Source organism: Bacillus cereus group sp. MG1, from assembly GCF_040460035.1.
Lineage (GTDB): Bacteria > Bacillota > Bacilli > Bacillales > Bacillaceae_G > Bacillus_A > Bacillus_A cereus.
The window spans coordinates 4,052,317-4,071,959 of record NZ_JARVGY010000001.1 but is presented as its reverse complement, the minus strand read 5'-3'; the positions used below and the strand labels follow the sequence as shown (position 1 = coordinate 4,071,959).

The following is a 19,643-nucleotide window of genomic DNA, read 5'->3' as shown; positions in this document are numbered from 1 at the left end:
ATCCTCCTCTTATTGGAGTGACTCTTTCTCCATTACGCTTGAAATCGTAGGAATTACTTCTTTCGCTACCATTTCTCTCGTTTGACGAATCGCACTAAATATCGACTGGTCATTAGAAGAACCGTGAGCCTTAATGACAGGTGCTTTCAATCCAAATAATGCAGCTCCTCCATACTCCGAATAATCCATTTTATCTTTTAATACCATAAGTTTTGGCTTTAATACCGCCGCTGCTAATTTACTCGTAAATGAACTCATTAATTGTTCTTTCAACATAGAGAATAGCGCAAGTGCTGTTCCCTCTAATGATTTCAACGCTACATTCCCTGTAAAACCATCACATACAACAACATCTGCTACACCTTGCAATAAATCTCTTGATTCAATGTTCCCAACGAAATTAATTGGCGCATCTTTAAGCATTGCAAATACTTGCTTTGAAAGCTCGTTTCCTTTTCCATCCTCTGTTCCAACGTTTAATAGTCCAACGCGAGGATTTTCAATTCCTCTTACCTTCTCAGCATAAACAGATCCCATTACTGCATATTGATATAAATGAATTGGTTTTGCATCAACATTTGCTCCAACATCTAACATAACAAAACCTTTTCCATCTACAGTTGGCATTGTAGGCGATAAAGCTGGTCGCTCAATTCCTTCCATACGACCGACAACAAATAATCCAGCTGCCATTAAAGCTCCTGTACTACCTGCGGATATACAAGCGTCTGCTTCTCCATCCTTTACTTGTTGTGCCGCAAGCACCATTGAAGCTTGTTTTTTTCGACGAACCGCTCTTACTGGTTCCTCCGTTGATTCTATTTTTTCGTCTGTATGAAGAATAGTAATTCGTTCATCACTCGTTAAGTATTGACGAATTTCCTCTTCTTTCCCTACTAACGTAATATGTAAATCAGAATATTCCTTAATAGCTTTCATTGCCCCTAATACTACAGCCTTTGGAGCGTGATCTCCGCCCATTGCATCTATTGCGATTTTCATAAGTTGTTACCTTCCTCACTATAATTACTAGATCGATACATTTCAAAAGTGCCTGTAAAAACAAGTTCTTCTCCAACGAAGCTACGCACTTTGACAACCGTCCGTCCCTTATCATTCTCTACATCTTCAACGCGCGCTTTTGCAACAACACGCTCTCCTAATTTTACAGGGCGAATGTATCGAATGGTAGACTTTGCAGTTAAAGCTAATTCTTCATCAATAACTGCAACAGCTAGTGAGTTTGCTTGCGCAAACAGATGATGCCCACGGGCAATTTGATTTCTTTTAAATACATGTTCTACCTTTACTTCAAAGATAGAGATTGCATGTCTATCTAATTCAATATCAATAATTTCTCCAACAACCTCTTCTAACGGTAAAGATTTCACATCTTCTTCATGTTGCTTTGTAGCTACATGTTTAATTCTCTCTCTTAATTCAGGAATAGACAATTCCATACGATCAAGTCGTACTGTTTGTATACTCACTTGAAATTTTTCCGCTAAATCTTCATCCGTAATAAAAGGATTTGATTCGATTGTTTGTTGTAATAACTCTTGTCTTTCTTTTTTACTTCTTCTTTTTTTCATACCGCACCATCCATTTTTATGACCAGGTACTAACAGTAGTATATAATCATTAAAAGTAGAATGCAACAAAAACTTTTGTTGACTCCCTTTAATCGAGCTTCTCTCCTTGGAACACCCCTGTCCCATCAAGATACGTACGCAAGGCAGCGTACTGATCATTGTGCCAAAACGCTTCTGAATCTACTAGTATCGCCGCATCTTGCCTTGCTGTTTCTAACGCTCGATAATCATGTACCATGTCAGCAACCTTAAATTCTGGTAAGCCACTTTGCTTACTCCCAAAGAAATCTCCAGGACCTCGTAATTCTAAATCTTTTTCTGACAATACAAATCCATCATTTGTTTCAGTCATTATGCGCATTCTTTCTTTCCCTGTTTCTGATTTAGGGTCTGCTATTAATAAACAATATGATTGCTCACTACCACGGCCGACACGCCCTCTAAGCTGATGAAGCTGCGATAAACCGAAACGTTCTGCATCATAAATAACCATTACAGTCGCATTCGGTACGTTCACACCTACTTCAACAACTGTTGTCGATACAAGAATTTGCACTTTATTTTCACTAAACTGTCCCATTATCTCTTCTTTTTCCTGAGACGATAATCTCCCATGCATCAATCCAACTTGGCATTTCCCTTGGTAATGATGCGTCAGCATACTATGTAAGTCGATAGCATTTTGCACATCAAGTTTCTCAGATTCTTCAATTAGAGGACAAATAACGTATGCCTGTCTTCCTTTTTTTATCTCCTTTTCAACAAAACCGAGAACGCGATCTAACATATCATGTTTTGCCCAATATGTTTCAATCACCTTTCTACCTGCTGGCATCTCATCGATTATCGAAACATCCATCTCTCCAAATGCAGTAATTGCAAGCGTACGCGGAATTGGTGTCGCTGTCATAAATAATACATCTGGACTTTCACCTTTCTCCCGTAAAACTCGGCGCTGCGCTACACCAAATCGATGCTGTTCATCTGTAATAACGAGACCCAACCTATGAAATATAACTTCATCTTGAATTAAGGCATGCGTTCCAACAAGAATATCTATTTCTCCTTGTTCTAACTTCGCTAAAATTTCTCGACGTCTCGCACCTTTAACAGAACTTGTTAACAGTTCCACCTTCATACCAAAATGCGAAAACGTTTCAGCAAGCGACTGATAATGTTGCTCAGCTAAAATTTCTGTAGGAACCATTAAAGCACCTTGATAATGAGCTAATTTCGATGCATAAAGGCCAATCGCAGCAACAACTGTTTTCCCAGAACCAACGTCACCTTGCAATAGTCGGTTCATCCGATAAGGAGATGTCATATCTTTCAAAATTTCATCTACAACTCGGTGCTGCGCACCCGTTAATGGAAACGGCAGTGCATCGATAAATTCTTGTAATTCTACTGACGGAATCTCTTTCTTCGTCCCTTTTGAATTTTCCCTCTCCATTTTCCGGAGCGTTTGCATTTTCAGCTGAAATAAGAAAAATTCTTCATATACAAAACGGCGACGCGCTTGCTTCAAATCTTCCTGTCCTACCGGAAAATGCAATGCCCTAAGCGCTTCATATCTTGGTAATAATTTATATCGCCCTAACAAACCATCCGGTAACACTTCGACTATAGAATCTCCATATTCCTTTAACGCTTGAGCAATAAAACGACGCATCTGTTTTACTGTAAGTTTCCCCTTTACTGAATAAACAGGTTCCACTTCTTGTTGACGTACAACCGGCCCAAAATGAAGTTCTGATACAGCAATTGTTTGACGATGTTGATCCCATTTACCAGTAATCGTTACCGTTTCATCTAACTTTAATTTTTGCTTATAGTAAGGCCTATTAAAACATACCGCCGTAATTAAATAACGACCGACGAGAACACGAACTGTTAAACGCGATTTCTTCTTACCATAATATTGCAGCAAAGGAGCACTATGAATCTTCCCTTCAACCGTTACACGTTCATCATGCTTTACTTCAGCAAGATCTTTCATCGCATAATCTTCATAACGGTACGGAAAATGTTCTAATAGATGAGAAACTGTATAAATACCCATCTCATGTAGTAACTCAGATGTTTCTCCTCCTATCCCCTTTACATCCGTAACAGGAACTTGTACAACATCATTCAAGATTCTCACACCCCGTCACATTATTTTCTTTATTGCATTTTATTTGAGTACCAATTAGCATCTGTAATCGCTCTCTTTCACCTTATATATTCTATCATAGGCATTCTAAGAGAAACTACTCAAATCCCTTATATAAAACAAGTAAAAAAGAGCCTCACTATTAGCAGCAAGGCTCTTTTCTCTCTTCAATATGCTAGCCTTTTGAATAAAAACTAGTAATAACCTTCATATTACTACTTCTTATCCATTAGCAAGTAAGTAATCCATTTATTTTCAAAACGAATCTTATCTTATTCTACAGAGAAGATGAAAGAATACACTGGTTGGTTTCCAGCATGCACTTCTACTTCTGCATCTTCAAATTTCTCTTCTACAAATTCAACTAACTCCGCTACTTCTTCGTCAGTTGCATCTTCACCTTGTAGAATCGTTACGATTTCAGAATCTTCATCAATAAGCGCTTCTAGTAATTGCTTCGCAGCTCCTACTTTTTCAGCATTTGTAGATACAATTTTCCCATCTGCAATACACATGAAATCATCTTTTTGAATTGCTACACCATCAATTTCCGTATCACGTACAGCATACGTAATTTGACCTGTTTTCACATGAGATAAAGCTTCTTGCATGTTTTCTTCATTCTCTTCTAACGTTCCAACTGGGTTAAATGCTAACATTGCTGCCATACCTTGAGGAACTGTTTTCGAACGAACAACAATAACTTCTTGATCTACAACTGATGCCGCTTGTTCTGCTGCCATTACAATATTTCCGTTATTCGGTAAAATAATGATTTTTTCAGCATTTGCTTCTTCAATTGCCTTCACGATATCCTCCGTACTTGGATTCATCGTTTGACCACCTTCGATAACTTTCGTTGCGCCGATGCTCTCAAATAAAGTTTTAATACCAGACCCCATAGCTACAGTTACGATACCATATGGTTGTTTTTCTTTCGATTGAGCTGGTTGTTCAGGAACCATAGTAGGTTCATCTAATAAAGCAGTATGCTGTTCACGCATATTTTCTACTTTAATCTTAATTAAACTACCGTATTTTTGCCCGTAGTTCATAGCGTCTCCAGGATGTTCTGCATGGATATGAACTTTTACAATTTCATCATCAGACACAACTAGTAGAGAATCACCATATACACTAATATCTTCACGGAATTTTTGTTCAGAGAAATTATGCTCTTTCACCTTTTCAGCCTCTAATTTCACCATGAACTCCGTACAATATCCATACTTAATATCTTCTGTACTCAATTGGCTTTGTACACTACGGTGATGTTCTGCGCGTACCATTTCATTCATAGATGGTTGCGTCGGTGCATCAGAAGAAATCGTTTCTCCTTTTAAGTCAGCTAAAAATCCTTCGTATACCACTACAAGACCTTTACCACCGCTATCTACAACGCCAACTTGTTTTAATACAGGTAATAAATCTGGCGTACGATTTAACGATGCGTTTGCTTCTTTCACAACGTCTTCCATAAACAAAACAAAGTCGCGCTGTTTTTTCGCAACTGTTACTGCATATTTACCCGTTTCTCTTGCAACCGTTAAAATCGTTCCTTCAATCGGTTTCATAACCGCTTTATAAGCCGCCTCTACTCCAGCTTCTAGTGCTGCAGCAAAATCAACTGTTGTTAATTCTTCTTTTTGTTCAATGGATTTAGAGAAACCACGGAACAACTGAGATAAAATAACTCCAGAGTTACCACGAGCTCCCATTAATAATCCTTTGGCTAAACTTACGCCGACTTTACCAGCATGCTGTGAAGGGTTTGCTTTCACTTCACGCGCACCTGAAGTCATAGATAAGTTCATGTTTGTACCGGTATCGCCATCTGGAACTGGAAATACGTTTAATGCATCAACAAGCTGAACATTGTTTGTTAAATTATTCGCTCCTTGCATGATCATTTGTGATAAACGTTTTCCATCAATTTTTTGAATTGACACAGATTTTCCTCCTTAATGCACATTACAAGTTTATTACTTTAACTCCTTGTACGTAGATGTTTACAGAATCTACTGCTAGTCCTACAGTTTGATCTAATGTATATTTCACTTTCGTCTGCACATTATGTGCCACTTCTGAAATTTTCGTACCATAGCTCACAATAATATACATATCAATATGTACTTCATCTTCATCTTTACGAACAATAACACCTCTAGTGAAGTTTTCTTTTCGTAAAATGTCTGTTAATCCATCTTTTAACTGATTTTTTGATGCCATACCTACGATACCGTAGCAATCTACCGCGGCACCTCCAGCAATTGTTGCAATTACATCTGTACTAATATCAATTTGACCGTACTTCGTTTTAATTTCAATTGACATCTCGTTTCCCCCTTCATAAATGGTGAAAGTGAGCTAGACTACTTTAGTTACTATCATATAATCTTTTTAAAGAAAATTCCATCGTTCTTTCTTTTCACTCTCATATTTTATGTTTTAAATTACACTTTTTTATGATGAGCAAAATAGTCCATTGTTATTATACAACATGTACCACTATAATATGTCAAGCAATTTTTATGGATTTCAACTTTTCTTCATTGACATATAGTGTCAAGTAAATTTTCTTGATTTCTTTTTTCTACGGTGTTGCATTCTCTTTTTAGTTGTGTTAAATTATAGTAGTGTTTTTAGCATCGCATAAAAGACTAACATTGAAAAATTACGTATGGTAAGGTATCAAGGGAGGGAAATATAAATGGCTCGTGTTTGTGCTATTACTGGAAGAAAAGCTCGTTCTGGTAACTCTCGTTCTCACGCAATGAACGCTACAAAACGTAAGTGGGGCGCTAACCTTCAAAAAGTTCGCGTACGCATCGACGGAAAAGTTCAACGTGTTTACGTTTCTGCTAGAGCATTAAAATCTGGCAAAATCGAACGTGTTTAATAATAAAAAAAAGAGCCGATAGGCTCTTTTTTTACTATAACAATGGAAAAAGCACCGGTGATAGGTGCTTTTTTTAATCTTTTTTGAAGGTATTTAACATTGCACGAACTATTCCACCAAGAAATTTAGGTAACTTAATTGTATAAAATCTCATGGTTTCCCTCCTAATCCCCATTACTCCACTTGGTCACTATATGATGTAAGGAGCAAAATTGTTTCTTCAATCAGTGCTTCTTATCAACATTAATATGCCAGAAGTAAATGAAAAAGTACCTTTTTCCTCAACGAGTTCGTTACTAATACAAAGTGTTGATCCCCACTCTATTGTTTTATTAGTAAGAGGGTACTTAAAACCAAACAATGTAATCCCTTCCACTATTTCAGTAACTGGTACAAAAGATACATAAGGAAAATTTTTATTTTCTTCAATTATATGTGTACCCATTTTTTTAACTGTTATTTCATTTTTATTGTCCACAATACACATTTCTATCTCTACTTCTAACCCTTTTAAAAGCATCTGTATATTTGCCAAACCGTGATCAAGCCTTCCACCAGTAGCACCAAAAATACGAATTAGTGCCGGCTTCTGTTCTAATGCCCAGTTGATTGCAATTTCTAAATCCGTTTGATCTTTTTCCCGCGGAACAATATGTAATTCGTTCGTTTGCTGTCCCATCCATACTAATTCTTCTTCAGTAACTGAATCGTAATCTCCAAACGCAACAGCCGGGGTAATCCCTTTCTTTAATAGACGGTATACTCCCCTATCAACCGCTGCCCACACTACTTCCTCATTCTCGTATCGAGCAAAATCTGCGCAATATTCCGAAGGTCCTCCTGCCAAAATATGAATAATCATTTTTTCTTCTCCTTCCATTGTAAAAAGGCAATCTGCCATTCGGTAGATTGCCTTTTTACATATTTTTATCCTATCCTATAAATGCCTTACTAGGATAAAAGTTCATCACTACCCACGAATTACGCGAATTGCTTCACCGCGGTCTTTTTGATTGTATACTGCTGACCCAGCTACAAGTACATTTGCTCCTGCTTCCACACAAAGTCTTGCTGTTTCAGCATTTACACCACCATCAACTTCAATTTCCACTTCTAGATTGCGCTCTTTCACCATGTCTGCAACTTGTTTAATTTTCGGTAATACAGAATGGATAAACTTCTGTCCACCAAATCCAGGGTTTACTGTCATAAGTAATACCATATCTATATCTTCTAATACATGCTCAATCACTGAAACTGGCGTATGTGGATTTAATACAACGCCCGCTTTAATACCATGAGATTTAATTAACTGAATTGTACGATGTAGATGCGGACACGCCTCTACGTGAACAGTAATAATATCCGCTCCCGCTTGTGCGAAAGTCGGGATATAGTTATCAGGATTTTCAATCATTAAATGTACATCTAATGGTAATGATGTAATCGGACGGATTGCTTCTACAATTAACGGTCCAATCGTAATATTTGGTACGAAATGTCCATCCATTACGTCAACGTGAATGTAATCCGCTCCGCCCTTTTCTACATCTTTAATCTCTTCCCCTAATTTTGAAAAATCTGCTGATAAAATCGATGGTGCAATTTTAATCATAACTAATACCTCGGCTTTCTCTCTCTAATTTCTTCTACGAATTGTTTATAGTTCTTATAGCGATATTCTGTAATCTTCCCTTCTTCAACCGCAGCTTTCACCGCACATTTCGGTTCAGAAAGATGTGTACACCCTCTAAATTTACAGTATTGGCTCGCTTCTTTCAACTCTGGAAAACAATATGTAAGATCTTCTACTTCTATATCAATGAAATCTAGTGAACTAAAACCCGGTGTATCTGCTACTAGTCCACTCCCAATTGCAATTAATTCTACGTGTCTTGTCGTATGCTTCCCGCGTCCTAAATGGGAAGAAATATCATTTGTTTTCAGCTCTAATTCTGGACGTAGCACATTAAGCATTGAAGATTTCCCAACACCAGATTGGCCCGCAACGACAGAAACACAATTTTCTAAGTATGGTTTTAATATATCAATACTTTCTGAAGTATTAATAGAAGTAAATAAAACATCATAACCCATCTCACGATAATCATTCGCATAAGCTTCAACAGTTGCTTTCATCTTTTCATCTACTAAATCCATCTTGCTAATACAAATAATTGGCTTAATGTTATGATATTCAATCAGCACTAAAAATCGATCTAACAGTCCAGGATTAAAATCTGGTTCTACTGCAGAGAACACAAGGATCGCTTGATCGACATTAGCAATAGGAGGTCTAACAAGTTCATTTTTTCGATCAAACACTTCAAGCACATAACCTTCAGTTGGATTATCTGCCTGAAAAACAACTTGGTCTCCTACAAGTGGTGTAATTTTATTTTTTCTAAATACACCTCGCCCACGACATTGCGTAACCCCTTCTTCATGCTGCACGTAATAAAACCCACTTAAAGCTTTTATAATTTTTCCTTCTGGCATAGAATTCTCCTTTTTTGTATAAGGTGATGCTGAATTTAAAAATGAATGGATTTAAATTTTCCAAATAACGATTTCAAAACCTACCATATATACTTTCGCTAATATACATTGAATTTCCCATTAAATGCAAAAAAATATTTACAGCTGCATCACTTTACTAGCTTTTTGAATCATATATTTTTGCCTGCTATACCGTCCACTTTGTAGACAGCATAACAGGCAATAATAATAAGTAGACTTTCACTATTATTGAGTTGGATATGGTACTTCTTTATCAATAATCGTTACTCCATCCCGTACAATTTTATAGTGTCCCTTTGAACCTTCTTGAATTACAAATTCTAAAGAAATAGTCGCTGATTCAGTAATTGTTCTCGTTTCAACCGGTCTATCCATTTTTTGCTGCATGTCTTCTTTATAAATTTCTATTGTTTGCGGCTTTTTTTCACCTGTTACAGCAGGCTCATATGGGATAGAGATATTGTCCACTTTTACCGTTTTAGTCACTTTAGGCTTTTGACCATCAGAGATAATAATAGTTACTTTATCTCCCTCTTTTAATGGTGTACCTGGTTTTGGAAATTGCGAAATTACAAGTCCTTTTTCGACTGTATCTGAATACTCTCGTTTTATATCTGACGTTAGTTTTCTCTCATTCAAATAACCAGTTACACTATTTTCAGTCCACCCCGAAAAGTCACCTGGTCTAATTTGATAAGGCCCTTTACTTACCCAGATTTTCAGTTCTTGCTCCGCTTCTATAACCATCTGATCAGGCGTCGGAATTTGTTCTACAATTTCACCTTTCGGCTTATCATTTTCAATATAATTTACCGTAACTTGTTTATATTTTTCTTCTAACTCAGCTTTTACACTCTCAAAGTTTTGACCTGTGAAATTTGCCATCTTACTTTTCTTTTTTCCACCTGATTGATAGATAGTAATTTTAGCGTTTTCTTTTACGACTCTTCCTGCTACAGGGTCCGTTTTTATTACATCCCCAACTTCAACATCATCTGTATATACAATATTAGGCTCCGTCACCTCAAAGCCCTTTTCTACTAATGTATTTACAGCTGTCGTGTATTTCATACCAGCCACATCAGGAACTTTCACATCTTTCGGAATAAATAATCCTGGAATAACCGTAAGTGCTAATGTTATTCCTATTGCTAAAAATAAAAATGTTGAAATTAAAACTTTAAGCCACTTGTTACTCCGTTTTTTCTTCTTATCTAACTCAGCTGCTTCTGCTCTTATCGGTTCTTCCACCTTACTCCCTTTTAAAACAATCGTTTCATCACTTACATTTTCAAATAATTGTTCTTGTTGAATAATCGGAATCGCTTTCGTCGCTTCCATATCTTCCGGTATGTAAAATGGTTGCTCATTTATCCTCTCTGGATATAGCGCAGTTTCAATATCTCGCTTCATCGCATTGGCAGATTGATATCGGTGAAACGGATCTTTTGCAGTTGCCTTTAATATAATATTTTCAACACTTTGCGGAATATTTTCATTCCATCTTTTTGGTGATGGGATTTCACTTTGTAAATGTTTTAAAGCTATAGCAACAGCAGATTCGCCAGAAAACGGTTGTCTTCCTGTTAACAATTCAAACATAACTATTCCAAGAGAATAGATATCTGATTGTTTATTTGCTATCCCGCCACGTGCCTGTTCTGGTGATAAATAATGGACTGAACCGAGCACTGAATTTGTATGTGTAATTGTTGTTGCACTTGTAGCTGTCGCAATTCCAAAATCTGTTACTTTTATTATTCCATCAGCTCGAATTAAAATATTGTGCGGCTTTATATCACGATGCACAATTTCAAAATGATGGGCATGTGCCATAGCGGATGTTAACTGCTCCATAATATCAAGAGCTTCTCCTATAGGTAACATCCCTCGCTCAATTATGTATTGCTTCAATGTTTGCCCTGGTACATATTCCATGACAAGATAGTATATACCATCTTCTTCTCCGACATCATACATATTCACAATATTTGGATGCGACAACGTTGTAACAGACTGCGCTTCTCGATGGAAACGTTTAATAAACTCTTCGTTATTTGAGTAGTCGAGTCTTAATATTTTTACCGCTACATCTCGGCCAAGTATATCATCATGAGCTAAATATACATTGGCCATTCCGCCACCACCAATCATTTTCAGCAGCTTATAACGGTCATTTAAGCGTTTTCCAATCAGCACGTTGCACTTCACCTACTTTCGTTTGTCGAACCCGCATAATCAATAAGAACAAGTGTGATATTATCTTCTCCACCGCGATCATTTGCCAATTGAATGAGACACTGCCCTTTACCTTCAAGCTGTTCATTTAACTGTAAAATTTGTCGCATATCATCAATAGAAACTTTGTTTGATAACCCATCAGAGCAAAGAAGTAATTGATCATCTTCCTCAATCACCAACGTTTTAACATCTAACCCAACTTTTTCTTCTGTTCCTAATGCTCTTAATAACACATTCTTTTTCGGATGATACTCTGCGTCTTCCTTTGAAATTTCACCATGTTTCACAAGCTCATTTACAAGTGAATGATCTTCCGTTACTAGCGTCATTTCTCCTTCTGATACCATATAGCAACGACTATCTCCTATATGCCCTATTGTCACAAAGCTTGGTGTACAAACAGCTATTATAAGCGTTGTTCCCATACCATTACATTCTGCATTTTGCTGAGCGTATTCATATATACGCTCATTAATAATCCCAACACTAGTATGTAACCATTGTTCTACTTTTTTCGGCTCATTCATATTATGTGTTTGCTTCCAATAATCATGGAATAATTGAATGGCCATCGAGCTAGCTACATCACCAGCTCGATGACCTCCCATTCCATCTGCTACTACCGCTAATACATTTCCATCTAAATTGTGAAAAACTCCTGCACTATCTTCATTATGTTGACGAACTTTTCCTTTATCCGATAGAAATACGGCTTTCATCTCGTCACCTCGTCTCTTCTTTGCGCTCCTTCGCACGCAACTGACCGCAGGCTGCATCAATATCATGACCTTGTTCACGGCGAATCGTTACATTCACTCCACGATCTTTTAACGTTTTCTCGAACAAGAAAATTTGTTCACGTGGCGTACGTACATAATCACGTTCAGGTACGTAGTTTACCGGAATCAAGTTCACATGACATTTTACACCTTTTAAGAGCGCAGCAAGCTCTTCAGCATGCTCTACTTGGTCATTTTCTCCTCCAAATAATCCATATTCAAAAGTAATACGACGCCCTGTTCTATTTACATAGTATTTAATAGCTTCCATTAAATCTGGTAATTTATAAGCACGGTTAATCGGCATTAATTTTGAACGTAATTCTGAGTTTGGAGCATGCAATGAAATCGCAAAATTAATTTGTAGATCTTCTTCAGCAAACTTATAAATTTTCGGGATAATTCCACTCGTCGAAACAGTCATATGTCTCGCACCAATATGAAGTCCTTTTTCATGGTTAATGATGCGTAAGAATCCCATTAAATTATCATAGTTATCAAATGGTTCTCCAATCCCCATAACAACAAGAGAACTTACACGTTCTTCCGTTTCATCAAGCGCACGCTGAACTTCTACTACTTGCGCTACGATTTCTCCAGCTTCTAGGTTTCGCTTTAATCCACCAAGTGTCGAAGCACAGAACGTACACCCAATACGACAACCAACTTGCGTTGTTACACAAATGGAATTTCCATATTCGTGTCGCATTAATACCGTTTCAATAGAATATCCGTCATATAATTGGAATAAGAATTTAATTGTTCCATCCGAAGACGTTTGTTTTACTAACGTGTTTAAAGTAGTAATATCAAAGGAATTCGACAATTTATCACGCAATCCTTTAGAAAGGTTTGACATATCCTCATAATTTTTTACACGTTTTTTATATAACCAATCAAAAATTTGTCCAGCACGGAACTTCGGTTCTCCTTGTTCCTTTAACCAATCTTGCATTTCATGAAGTTGTAAAGAGTAAATTGATGGTTTCTTCGTTTCTAAATTTTTCTTTTGTTTTCTTACAGTCGTTTCCATGATGCTACACCTTCTTCCTTAAACAAGCAATATAAAAGCCATCCGTCGCAAAATAATGCGGTAAAATTTGTACTTGACCTTCATCAATATACGGAGTTAATTTTTCTGGCATACGCTCTTTAAGCGTAGTATCCCATTCAAATTCAGGATGTTCTTGTAAAAATTTCTCTATTACTTGTTCATTTTCTATTTTCTCAATTGTGCACGTACTATAAACAAGACGACCGCCTTGTTTTAATAATGGTGCTATTTTTTCTAGTATTGCAATTTGAATCGTCGATAATCTTTCACTATCGCCTTTATCTTTTCCTAACTTAATATCAGGCTTACGTCTAATTACACCAAATCCAGAACACGGTGCATCTACCAATATTTTATCAAACGTTTCATTTGCAAAGTGCTCTTGCACTTTTCTAGCATCTAGCGCTTTAGTTTCGACATTTTCTAGACCAAGTCGCTCTGCTTGCTGTTTAATTAAACGTACTTTGTGTGCATGTAAATCAAGGGACATGACCTTACCAGTTCCCTTTAATCGTTCCGCGATATGCGTTGTTTTTCCGCCTGGAGCAGCACAACTATCAAGAACTGCATCTCCCGTATTCGGTTCTAAAGCGCGTGCTACAAGCATAGAACTTTCATCTTGAATAGAAAGAAATCCTTTTTTAAACGCTTCTGTATGCGCTACATTTCCTCTTTCAATCTGAATTGCATCATCTGATAAGTCACCACTTTTTGCTTCTATACCTTCACTTGCCAACAACTCAATCGCTTCTTCTACCGTTACCTTATCAACATTCACACGCGCTGTTGGTACAGGGGGTAACATGTTTACTTCGCACATTTTTTCTGCAGTTTCTAAACCGTATTCTGAAGTCCACTCTTGGACAAGCCAAACTGGATGACTTGTTGTAATTGCAAGACGTTCTACTGGATCCTTGATTTCATCTACAGAAGGTACACCTTCTCTCTGAATCGAACGTAATACACCGTTCACCATACCAGCAATTCCTTTATGCCCGCGACGCTTTGCAATCTCAACCGCTTCATGAATAGCCGCTCTTTCTGGCACTCGGTCTAAATAAATCATTTGATATAAAGATAAGCGAAGCAATACTCTTACCCACGCCTCAACCTTCTTTTTTAAAAAAGGCTGTAAATAATAATCTAATGTGTCACGACGTTGAATCGTTCCATATACAATTTCAGTTAATAAACCAATATCTTTTCTATCAATTGCACTTTTTTCAATTAGATTATTTAAAAGTAAGTTGCTATATGCACCACTTTTTTCCACTTGAATTAAACCATCAAGAGCTAATTCACGAACATTTTGTCTCATGCATTTTCTCCTAACTTCGTTCCAATTTCAGGTTTTGTTCCACGTAAAAATTGTGAACAACTCATACGCTTTTTACCAGAAGGTTGCAATTCAGTAATTTTAACACCTGTTTCATTACTCGTTGCTACAACAAAACCATCTTCTTCGATTGCAACAATCGTACCTGCTTCAGCCGGTTCAGTTATAGGCACTTTTTCTCCCCACCATACTTTAACAACTTGTCCCGCTAAAGTTGTATAAGCAACTGGCCATGGATTCAATCCGCGAATGTGATTGTATACTTCTTCACCTGTTTTTGTCCAATCAATTTTCTCTTGCTCACGTTTTATATTGTACGCAAACGTTACTTCTTCTTCGTTTTGTTTAATCGGTTCTAACTTACCTTGGATTAATAAAGGTACTGTTTTAGATAGAAGGTGTGCTCCTGCTTCACTTAATTTATCAAATAATGAGCCTGTCGTTTCACGCTCTTCAATTTCAACTTCCACTTGCGTTAAGATATCACCAGCATCCAATTTTTCTACCATATACATAATTGTAATACCTGTTTTTTCTTTACCTTCCATAATTGCATAATGAATTGGTGCACCACCACGAAGTTCAGGAAGTAAAGAAGCGTGAACATTAATACATCCATACTTCGGTGCTTCTAAAATTTCATTTGGTACAATCTGCCCAAATGCAGCTGTTACAATTAAATCTGGCTCTAATGCCAATACTTTTTCATATTCATCTTTTTCACGAATTTTTAACGGCTGTAACACAGGGATACCATGTTTTTCCGCTTCAACTTTAACAGGTGTAGGTGTTAATACTTTTTTTCTACCTACTGGACGATCAGGTTGCGTCACAACACCTACTACCTCATAGCCATCTTCAATAAGACGACGAAGCACCGGCACTGAAAAGTCCGGTGTTCCCATAAACACTACTTTTATCATTTAAAAACCGCTCCTTTTAACACCTATTCTAGTTCGTTTTCTTCATAATATCTTGTCACTTTCGATGTAAATAAAACACCGTGTAAATGATCAATTTCATGTTGAATTGCACGCGCTAAAAATCCTTCCGCTTCTAATAAGAATACTTTCCCACGGCGATTTTGCGCTCTTACTTTAATATAATCGGCACGTTCTACTTCACCATAAAGTCCCGGGAAGCTTAAACAGCCTTCGGGACCTACTTGTTCACCACGTTTTTCTAATATTGATGGATTGATTAACTCGATTTTCCCAGTATCATCATCGACATCAACAACCGCTACTTGCAAGCTTACACCTACTTGAGGCGCAGCTAAACCGACTCCGTCCGCAATTAACATTGTTTCATGCATATCTTTCAACAATTTCACTAACTTTTTATCAAAGTTAATTACTCTTTCGCATGGTGTTTCTAACACTTCATTTGGATGCTTTATTATTTCTAAAACTGCCATATTTCCCTCCGCTACATTAACATTGTTGGATTAAAATCAATTGAGATTTGTAGCTCTTTTTGCATTTCTGCTTGATAATGTTCATTTACCATTTTGAGCACGTTCTTTAAGTTTGGTTCCCGTTTGTATTTTATCATGCATTGATAACGATATCTATCTTTTATCCTTGGAATCGCTGAAGCAACTGGTCCTAGCACCATTGTTTGCTGTGAGCAATGCGTTCGTAAATACGAGGCAATTTTTTCCGTCACTTGTACCGCTTTTAATAATTCAGGATGAGATACAGTTACGAGTACAACATAGTAATATGGGGGATATTGTCTTGTTCGTCTCATTTGCATTTCTTGGTCAAAAAACACATCATATTGTTGGTTCTTCGCTAACTCTATACTGTAATGTTCTGGCGTATACGTTTGAATCACAACTTCCCCTGGCAATTCATGTCTACCCGCTCGTCCACTTACTTGCGTCAATAGCTGATATGTCTTTTCACTCGCCCGAAAATCAGGTAAGTGAAGCATCGTATCTGCAGTTAACACCCCAACGAGCGTTACTTTCGGAAAATCTAATCCTTTAGCAATCATTTGTGTTCCGAGTAATATATCTGCTTTTTCTTCCCCGAACGCCTTTAATAATTTTTCATGCATTCCTTTTCGACTTGTCGTATCTACATCCATTCGAATGACTCGTGCCTCTGGAAATAGTTTTGTAATTTCTTCTTCTACCTTTTGTGTACCTGTACCAAAGAAACGAATGTATGTACTTTGACAAGCTGGACACTCAGTTGGCATATTCTCTTCGTAACTACAATAATGACATTTTAAACGATGATTCATTTTATGATATGTCAATGAAATATCACAATGCGGACATTGAACAACATACCCACAATCACGGCACATAACAAATGTAGAATGACCTCTTCTATTTAAAAAGAGTACCATTTGTTCTTTCTTTTCTAATCGATCTGCTATTTTTTCATGCAGCGCCTTAGAAAACATTGATCGATTCCCGTCACGAAGTTCTTCTCGCATGTCAACAATCTCTACCGTTGGTAAAGCTTGTTCATTCATACGTTTTTCCATTGTTAATAGTTCATAAACACCTTTTTTCGCCCTTGCAAACGATTCAAGTGTTGGTGTCGCACTACCAAGAACGATAGGACATTTATGATATTGTCCTCTCCAGACAGCTACATCTCTTGCATGATACCTCGGATTATCTTCTTGTTTGTAACTTGATTCATGCTCTTCATCAATAATAATAATCCCTAAATTCTCAAAAGGCGCAAAAACAGCTGAACGCGCACCAACTACAACTTTCACTTCTTTTCTTAAAATCTTACGCCACTCGTCATACTTTTCTCCAACAGACAACGCACTATGAAGAACTGCAACTTGTGAGCCAAACCTACCTTTAAAACGATCCACCATTTGGGGCGTTAGTGCAATTTCAGGAACAAGAACGATAGCTTCTTTTCCTTTCTTGAGCACTGCTGCTATAGATTGTAAATATACTTCTGTCTTTCCACTTCCTGTAACACCATATAGTAAAAATGGATTATAAGTTTCATTTGTAATTGATGATAAAATCGGTGTAATAACTTGTTTTTGTTCCTCCGTAAGTGGAAATGGTTTTGTTTGTTCAAAATCATCATCGTCATACGGATTTCGGTATACTTCCACATACTTTTCTGAAATGAATCCCTTTTTAACAAGTGCTTTTATTGGAGCATCTGTTATTTGTAACTCTTCTGTAATTACTTTCAACGGTGCACTTTTATAATTTTCCACAAAATAATAAAGTACATCTTGTTGTTTTTTACTTTTCAGTTCAAATGCCGCTAATTCCAATTTATCTTCTGGCAACTCCGGCTGAACCACTCTTTGCTTCTTCTTTTGTACTTTATCTTTCACTTGATAAACGACTTCAACCGTACCATTTTTAATTTCTTGTTGAATAGTTCGGTATAAATGTGGCTGTTGCTCGATTACTTCAAAATCAATTGCTTCTTTATCCTGAAATAAATATAGTATTTCAGGTGCTATTTCTTCCTGTTTACAAAGTTGTAGACGTTTTTTATACGTTGCTTTTATCGCAGTTGGAAGCATCACTTGAAAAGCTGAAATCATGTAGCATAACGTTTCACTTGTAAGCCAATATCCAAGCTTTAATAATTCATCATTTAAAACCGGTGTTACATCTAATATTTCATGGATTGTCTTTAACTTCTTACTTTCTACATCCACCGAATCTTTAATCCCAATAATAAAACCTTGCAATTTTCTTGGGCCAAACGGAACTACTACACGCATTCCTGTCTGTACAATATCTTCCCATTTTTTAGGGATAATGTAATCAAATGGTCGATCTGTCTGACGGGCAGGTACATCAACAATTACACTTGCAAATTTCATAAACGATCATCTTCTAACATCATTTCAATTTGCTTCAATATTTCACGAGCTACCTCTTTTTTCATTAAAATTGGCAACTCAATAACTTTTCCATCTTTTCTATACATTGTTACAATATTCGTATCCGTGCCAAATCCAGCTCCTTGCGCTTTTACATCATTCGCGACAATCATATCTGCATTTTTCTCACGTAGTTTTTTCGTTGCATATTCCTCTACATTTGTCGTTTCAGCAGCAAAACCGATAAGTAACTGTTTATCCTTTTTCTGACCTAACGTTTTTAAAATATCCACCGTTCTTTCAAGTTCAATGACAGCATCACCATTTTGCTTTTTCATTTTATTCTCATGAACATATTTCGGACGATAATCTGCAACTGCTGCTGTTTTAATGACAACGTCTACGTTTTGATAATGTTGAAGAACCGCTTCTAACATATCTTGTGCAGATTCCACTTGCACTGTCGTTACATGTAACGGTGTATTTAATGCTGTCGGTCCTGAAACGAGTATAACATCAGCGCCTAAATTCGCTGCCACTTCCGCAATCGCATACCCCATTTTTCCAGAAGAAAAATTTGTCATAAAACGAACTGGATCAACCTTTTCACGTGTTGGGCCAGCAGTTATTAATATTCTTTTTCCCTGCAATGGTTTGTGTTCTGAGAAAGCTTCCTCTAACCGTGCAATAATTGCTTCAGGTTCTTCTAGTCGTCCCTTCGCCACATATCCACATGCTAAAAAGCCTTCCCCAGGCTCAATAAATGTATATCCTAGCGTTTTCAATGTCATCATATTTTTTTGAACTATTTTATTTTCATACATATGCACATTCATAGCAGGCGCAATCCATACCGGAGCTGTAGTAGCTAACAAAGTAGTTGTAATCATATCATCTGCAATACCACCAGCTAACTTTCCAATACAATTGGCAGTAGCAGGTGCGACAAGTACAACATCCGCCCAATCTGCTAAATCAATATGAGCAATAACAGCTGAGTCTTTCTCATCAAATGTATCCGTATATACATCATGGCGAGAAAGCGCTTGGAATGTAAGAGGCGTAACAAACTTCATTGCCGACTCACTCATCATTACTTTTACAATCGCGCCAGATTGTGTCAATTTACTCGTTAACGCAGCTGCTTTAAAAACCGCAATGCCTCCTGTTACACATAGAAGTATCTTTTTCCCTTTTAGCATATGACTCGTCCTCTTTCTTTTTCAAACTTAT

18 protein-coding genes are annotated in these 19,643 nt (G+C 37.1%); 1 reads left to right on the top strand and 17 read right to left on the bottom strand.

Translation table 11 applies throughout. The annotated features are described in order from the left end of the window. Positions 1 to 9 precede the first annotated feature (9 nt). The 5 genes from plsX to QCI79_RS21520 all read right to left on the bottom strand — a co-directional run bounded on the left by plsX (position 10) and on the right by QCI79_RS21520 (position 6,081). Positions 10 to 1,002, bottom strand: coding sequence for a phosphate acyltransferase PlsX (plsX, locus tag QCI79_RS21540; RefSeq protein WP_000684098.1), 993 nt, complete (start codon positions 1,000 to 1,002; stop codon positions 10 to 12). Further along, positions 999 to 1,592, bottom strand: a complete 594-nt coding sequence (gene fapR, locus QCI79_RS21535) for a transcription factor FapR (protein WP_000747349.1) — start codon at positions 1,590 to 1,592, stop codon at positions 999 to 1,001. The genes plsX and fapR overlap by 4 nt, the downstream gene beginning before the upstream one ends. Before the next feature lie 88 nt (positions 1,593 to 1,680). Continuing rightward, entirely contained in the window at positions 1,681 to 3,729 is a 2,049-nt protein-coding gene (recG, locus tag QCI79_RS21530) for an ATP-dependent DNA helicase RecG (protein ID WP_001000811.1), read from the bottom strand. Positions 3,730 to 4,019: 290 nt separating this feature from the next. Then, complete coding sequence (locus tag QCI79_RS21525; RefSeq protein ID WP_000027129.1) at positions 4,020 to 5,696, bottom strand: DAK2 domain-containing protein; 1,677 nt, start codon at positions 5,694 to 5,696, stop codon at positions 4,020 to 4,022. Between the two features lie 22 nt (positions 5,697 to 5,718). Beyond that, entirely contained in the window at positions 5,719 to 6,081 is a 363-nt protein-coding gene (locus QCI79_RS21520; protein ID WP_000021109.1) for an Asp23/Gls24 family envelope stress response protein, read from the bottom strand. Between the two features lie 376 nt (positions 6,082 to 6,457). Here QCI79_RS21520 and rpmB point away from each other — a divergent pair, with 376 nt between their 5' ends. Then, positions 6,458 to 6,646: a 50S ribosomal protein L28 gene (rpmB, locus tag QCI79_RS21515; RefSeq protein WP_000124776.1), complete on the top strand. Its 189-nt coding sequence runs from the start codon at positions 6,458 to 6,460 to the stop codon at positions 6,644 to 6,646. Between the two features lie 73 nt (positions 6,647 to 6,719). On the opposite strand, the gene spoVM is transcribed toward rpmB, so the two are convergent. The 12 genes from spoVM to coaBC form a co-directional block, all read right to left on the bottom strand. After that, positions 6,720 to 6,800: a stage V sporulation protein SpoVM gene (gene spoVM / locus QCI79_RS21510; RefSeq protein WP_001213599.1), complete on the bottom strand. Its 81-nt coding sequence runs from the start codon at positions 6,798 to 6,800 to the stop codon at positions 6,720 to 6,722. Positions 6,801 to 6,866: 66 nt separating this feature from the next. Continuing rightward, positions 6,867 to 7,547, bottom strand: coding sequence for a thiamine diphosphokinase (locus tag QCI79_RS21505; protein ID WP_000752663.1), 681 nt, complete (start codon positions 7,545 to 7,547; stop codon positions 6,867 to 6,869). Between the two features lie 69 nt (positions 7,548 to 7,616). Then, positions 7,617 to 8,261 (bottom strand): ribulose-phosphate 3-epimerase, encoded by a 645-nt coding sequence (rpe, locus tag QCI79_RS21500; RefSeq protein ID WP_000589974.1) that lies wholly within the window; start codon positions 8,259 to 8,261, stop codon positions 7,617 to 7,619. 2 nt (positions 8,262 to 8,263) lie between these two features. Next, positions 8,264 to 9,145, bottom strand: a complete 882-nt coding sequence (rsgA, locus tag QCI79_RS21495) for a ribosome small subunit-dependent GTPase A (protein WP_001113932.1) — start codon at positions 9,143 to 9,145, stop codon at positions 8,264 to 8,266. 246 nt (positions 9,146 to 9,391) lie between these two features. Further along, positions 9,392 to 11,365, bottom strand: a complete 1,974-nt coding sequence (gene pknB, locus QCI79_RS21490) for a Stk1 family PASTA domain-containing Ser/Thr kinase (RefSeq protein WP_000904748.1) — start codon at positions 11,363 to 11,365, stop codon at positions 9,392 to 9,394. 8 nt (positions 11,366 to 11,373) lie between these two features. Further along, a complete protein-coding gene (locus tag QCI79_RS21485; RefSeq protein WP_000648703.1) occupies positions 11,374 to 12,126 on the bottom strand; it encodes a Stp1/IreP family PP2C-type Ser/Thr phosphatase in 753 nt (250 codons plus the stop codon). 4 nt (positions 12,127 to 12,130) lie between these two features. Continuing rightward, entirely contained in the window at positions 12,131 to 13,219 is a 1,089-nt protein-coding gene (gene rlmN, locus QCI79_RS21480) for a dual-specificity RNA methyltransferase RlmN (protein WP_000450541.1), read from the bottom strand. A 4-nt stretch (positions 13,220 to 13,223) separates the two neighbouring features. Beyond that, the gene (rsmB, locus tag QCI79_RS21475) at positions 13,224 to 14,558 is read right to left on the bottom strand and encodes a 16S rRNA (cytosine(967)-C(5))-methyltransferase RsmB (protein WP_001249668.1); all 1,335 of its coding nucleotides are present in this window, start codon (positions 14,556 to 14,558) and stop codon (positions 13,224 to 13,226) included. Beyond that, a complete protein-coding gene (gene fmt / locus QCI79_RS21470) occupies positions 14,555 to 15,499 on the bottom strand; it encodes a methionyl-tRNA formyltransferase (RefSeq protein ID WP_000598804.1) in 945 nt (314 codons plus the stop codon). The genes rsmB and fmt overlap by 4 nt, the downstream gene beginning before the upstream one ends. A gap of 23 nt (positions 15,500 to 15,522) precedes the next feature. Then, positions 15,523 to 15,993: a peptide deformylase gene (gene def, locus QCI79_RS21465; protein ID WP_000279455.1), complete on the bottom strand. Its 471-nt coding sequence runs from the start codon at positions 15,991 to 15,993 to the stop codon at positions 15,523 to 15,525. 11 nt (positions 15,994 to 16,004) lie between these two features. Then, positions 16,005 to 18,410, bottom strand: coding sequence for a primosomal protein N' (gene priA / locus QCI79_RS21460; RefSeq protein ID WP_000666715.1), 2,406 nt, complete (start codon positions 18,408 to 18,410; stop codon positions 16,005 to 16,007). Beyond that, positions 18,407 to 19,612, bottom strand: coding sequence for a bifunctional phosphopantothenoylcysteine decarboxylase/phosphopantothenate--cysteine ligase CoaBC (gene coaBC / locus QCI79_RS21455; protein ID WP_000911753.1), 1,206 nt, complete (start codon positions 19,610 to 19,612; stop codon positions 18,407 to 18,409). The genes priA and coaBC overlap by 4 nt, the downstream gene beginning before the upstream one ends. Positions 19,613 to 19,643: the final 31 nt, after the last annotated feature.